This window comes from Kitasatospora sp. NPDC091257, from assembly GCF_044757675.1.
Classification (GTDB): Bacteria; Actinomycetota; Actinomycetes; order Streptomycetales; family Streptomycetaceae; genus Kitasatospora; species Kitasatospora lactacystinica.
Genome location: NZ_JBIVVI010001008.1, coordinates 1 through 3,413, shown reverse-complemented (window position 1 = coordinate 3,413; position 3,413 = coordinate 1). Strand labels below are relative to the sequence as shown.

Annotated in this window: 5 protein-coding genes; 2 read left to right on the top strand and 3 right to left on the bottom strand. The window is 70.8% G+C overall.

What is annotated here, in order from left to right; all coding sequences use genetic code 11:
• Nucleotides 1-82: 82 nt before the first annotated feature.
• From ACIQOV_RS33505 to ACIQOV_RS33495, 3 genes are all read right to left on the bottom strand, one after another.
• Entirely contained in the window at nucleotides 83-592 is a 510-nt protein-coding gene (locus ACIQOV_RS33505) for a PH domain-containing protein (RefSeq protein WP_401054528.1), read from the bottom strand.
• Nucleotides 577-1,242, bottom strand: coding sequence for an SMI1/KNR4 family protein (locus ACIQOV_RS33500; protein ID WP_401054526.1), 666 nt, complete (start codon nucleotides 1,240-1,242; stop codon nucleotides 577-579). Before ACIQOV_RS33500 ends, ACIQOV_RS33505 begins: the two co-directional genes overlap by 16 nt.
• Nucleotides 1,243-1,317: 75 nt before the next feature.
• Nucleotides 1,318-1,728: a winged helix-turn-helix transcriptional regulator gene (locus ACIQOV_RS33495; RefSeq protein WP_401054524.1), complete on the bottom strand. Its 411-nt coding sequence runs from the start codon at nucleotides 1,726-1,728 to the stop codon at nucleotides 1,318-1,320.
• Between the two features lie 93 nt (nucleotides 1,729-1,821).
• On the opposite strand from ACIQOV_RS33495, the gene ACIQOV_RS33490 reads away from it, so the two are divergent.
• The gene (locus ACIQOV_RS33490) at nucleotides 1,822-2,571 is read left to right on the top strand and encodes an SDR family NAD(P)-dependent oxidoreductase (RefSeq protein ID WP_401054523.1); all 750 of its coding nucleotides are present in this window, start codon (nucleotides 1,822-1,824) and stop codon (nucleotides 2,569-2,571) included.
• A gap of 207 nt (nucleotides 2,572-2,778) precedes the next feature.
• A complete protein-coding gene (locus ACIQOV_RS33485; protein ID WP_401054522.1) occupies nucleotides 2,779-2,925 on the top strand; it encodes a hypothetical protein in 147 nt (48 codons plus the stop codon).
• Nucleotides 2,926-3,413 lie beyond the last annotated feature (488 nt).

Below are 3,413 nucleotides of genomic sequence, written 5' to 3'. Positions count from 1 at the left end.
GGCAGAGTCGCTGCCCCCGCGGGGCAGACCCGGCCGGGCCGGCCGGGCCGGCCAGCCGGGGCAGCACGCCCGTCGAGCCGCATCACCCGGCCGCGGCAGCGGATCGGGCCGCGGTCCACGCGGCCCGCAGCTGGGACAGACGCGACCGGAGCTCCGGGTCGTCCGCGCTCGACGCGACCAGGCCCGGCAGGACGACCGCCCGCCCCTGGTGCAGGCGCACCTCCAGGAGACAGTGCTCGATGCCGCGGTTGACCTCCGGCGAGAACCCGAACGACCGCACCTGCGGCCAGGTGACCACACGTGTCCTCAGCAGGGTCCGCGTGGTCAGGCCCGCGGAATCCACCGTGGTACTGCCGCAGAACGGGCCCACGAAGGAGGCGGCGATGACATAGGCGACGATCAGGCAGACCGTGAAGGCCGCGATCATCGCGGGATCCCGGCCCTTGGCCCCCGCGGCGAGGACGAAGGCAAGGGCGCAGGCCAGAGCGGTCGGGAAGAGGACCAAGGTCCTCCGGCCCGTCCGCCGGTACCGGATCGGCGCCTTGAAGCGGAGCTGCCCGTCGCGCCGATCGCCCATCACGTCCTGACCCACGGCATCTCCGTCGACCCGGGCGCGTCGAGGAATCCCTCGATACCCCACTCGGCGCCCCAGTTCCTGCCCGCCCAGTCGCTCTTGGGAGACCAGAGGGGTCGGGCCGGCTGAGGCCCCCACACCTCGGGGTCCGCGCGCACCAGCAGCTCGTCCTCCGCCGCGTAGCCGCCGGTCAGCACAGTTGCCACGAACTCCGCGAAACCGCCGTCGAAGTGGTCGAGCCGATCCTCGTAGAACACCGTCACCGGCCACTGCTCGGGGTCCGGACCGGTCGTCAGCCAGCAGCACTGGTTGTGGTTGCTGTTCCAGCCCCAGGACAGCAGGCCGCCCGGATCCGGGAACACCGGGGTGGGGCCCGGCTGGTCCCACCACTGCTCCTCGCCCTCGATCTGGTCGCGGAGATCGACGTCGTTCGTGATACGCCAGTCCGCCAGGCCGCCCGGCGCCTTGTAGAAGGACGGCTTCTCGCTCGGCGTGTACACGCCCCACTCGCCGTTCAGACTCACCCCGCCGTACAGGTCGATGAACGCGCGGTAGTCCGAGGGCAGCTGGACCCCGAGTTCGGCGGGCGCCAGCTCCCACGGAACCCGCGCCGGGGTGTACACCGGCTCTCCCATGACCGCCCGCAGTCGGTCCCACGCCTCGGTCATCGCCCATCCCTTGTCGGCCGTCGTCGTATCCGATGCCGCACTCTAGGCGACGGCTCCGACAGGCGGCCGTCCCACTCAGGACGCGTGCGGTGGCTCCTGCCGGCGGTCGTAGCGCTCCTGGGCGGCGAGGAGCTCGTCCCCGTGCCGGCCGAACCACTGGATGAGTTCGGTCAGCGGTCCGGCCAGGCCGACACCGAGTTCCGTCAGGTCGTAGGTGACCTGGGGCGGGGTGGTGGGCGCGACATGGCGGTCGACGAGCCCGGCCCGGGCCAGTGCCTTGAGGTTCTGCGACAGCATCTTCTGGCTGACGCCACCGACTCGTTGGTGCAGCTGCGCGAAGCGGTGCGGGCCGGCGACGAGGGCCGAGACGATCAGTGTCGCCCAGCGGCTTGTCGTCTGATCCATGATCGGCCTGAGCACGCACCTGTTGTCGAAGGTGTCGTGGGCCAGGAGCCGGGCGGCCGTCGCGACGTGCTGAGTTTCCATCACGTCACGAGGTGACAAAAAAGTACGTACTTCCTCGCAGTAACCAGCTTTCCTACGGTGACTTCCGCAGGCACCAACGTTCGAGGAGTCACTGTGATCAGCAGCAACGCACGTACGGCGATCGTCACGGGCGCGTCGAAGGGCCTCGGTGCGGGGATCGCCAAGGCGCTGGCCGGGACCGGCGCGGCCGTCGTGGTGAACTACCGGGAGGACGCGGAGGGTGCCGGACGGGTCGTCGCGGGCATCACCGCCGGGGGCGGCCGGGCGATCGCGGTCCGGGCGGACGTGGCCCGCGGCGACGACGTGCGCCATCTGTTCGATCGCGCGCGCGAGGAGTACGGACCGGTCGACGTGCTCGTGAACAACGCGGCCGTCGCCGCCTTCGCGCCGCTGTCGGGCATCACCGAGGAGGAGTTCCAGCGCGAGATGACCACGAACCTGCTCGGTACGATCCTCACAACGCAGGCCCTGGCCGCGCAGGACGACATCGGCGCCGCGTCCATCATCAACGTCTCGACGGCCGGCACGCTCACCCACCCGCCGTACGCCTCGCTCTATGTCGCGTCCAAGAGCGCCGTCAACGCGTTCACCATCGTGGCGGCCAAGGAGCTGGGCCCGCGCGGCATCCGGGTCAACGCGATCATGCCCGGACCGTCGGACACCGAGGGCACCAGGGCCATGGGATTCCCCGGCTCGGCCCAGGAGGCACAGGCGATCGCCGGTACCCCGCTGGGCCGTACGGGCACCCCGGACGACTACGGCCCGCTGGTGGCCTTCCTGGCTTCCGACGACGCGCGCTGGATCACCGGGGATGTCATCCTCGCTTCCGGTGGCATGCGCTGACGCCCCGTCCGTTCGGCTGCGGGGCTCCGTCGCATGCCCGCAGTCGGCGAGTCCCGCGGCCGGATCGGTGAACGTCCGCAGGAGGTGCGTGCGGCCAACTCGGCGTGGCTCGCGCAACTGACGGGTGGGCCTGTCGCCCTCGCGGTACCCGGTCCAGGACGGGCGTGACGTGTCGCCCGTCGTGACGGATCCGTTCTCGAAGGGCGAGTGCCGGGGGGCCGCGTCGGCCTCGGCGGCACCGTGATGGTGATCCACCGCTTCAAGCACCACCGCGCGGCAGCCACGGAGCACGACGAACCCGCTGTCCGCCACGAAGCGACGGTGCTGGTCGAAGCCGTCAACGAGTGGCGGTGACCAGCACTTTCGAAACGCGCCCTGGTGGCCGAGAGGTCGCCTGGGCAGGGCTGCGCTCGTTCCTGTCTCCGTTGGAACGCGTCCTTGCCGAACGTCAACCGCGTTGATCGGAGCCGGCCCTTCGGTGCAACGGATGGACCTCTCTCATGCCCTCACAGAACGCCCTCCGGGCTGGCGTACAGGAAGTCGGCGGGGTCGACCTTTCGTGCGGCGCGGGGGCTTGGGTGTGGGTTGTTCGGGTGGTGCGGCTCCGACCGGCCCTGTCCCTCTATCGAGCCGCTGCGCAGGAAGTCGGTGGGGCCGACTTCCTGCGCAGCAAGGGGTGTTGGTCAGGTGCGGGTGGCTTGAGTGCGGCAGTGGGTGAGGGCGTACTTGAGGCGGGTGTCGGGGTTGGGGGTGGTGGTGAGGAGTTCGCCGGCGGTGACGAGGGTGGTCCAGTAGCGGGTGGGGTTGCCGGTGCGGGGGAGGGGTCGGGCGGCGGCGAGGGA

Bases quoted from the DNA above. Each gene is read 5' to 3' on its own strand.
- ACIQOV_RS33500 (WP_401054526.1), bottom strand. From the start codon at position 1,242: ATGACCGAGGCGTGGGACCGACTGCGGGCGGTCATGGGAGAGCCGGTG.
- ACIQOV_RS33495 (WP_401054524.1), bottom strand. From the start codon at position 1,728: ATGGAAACTCAGCACGTCGCGACGGCCGCCCGGCTCCTGGCCCACGAC.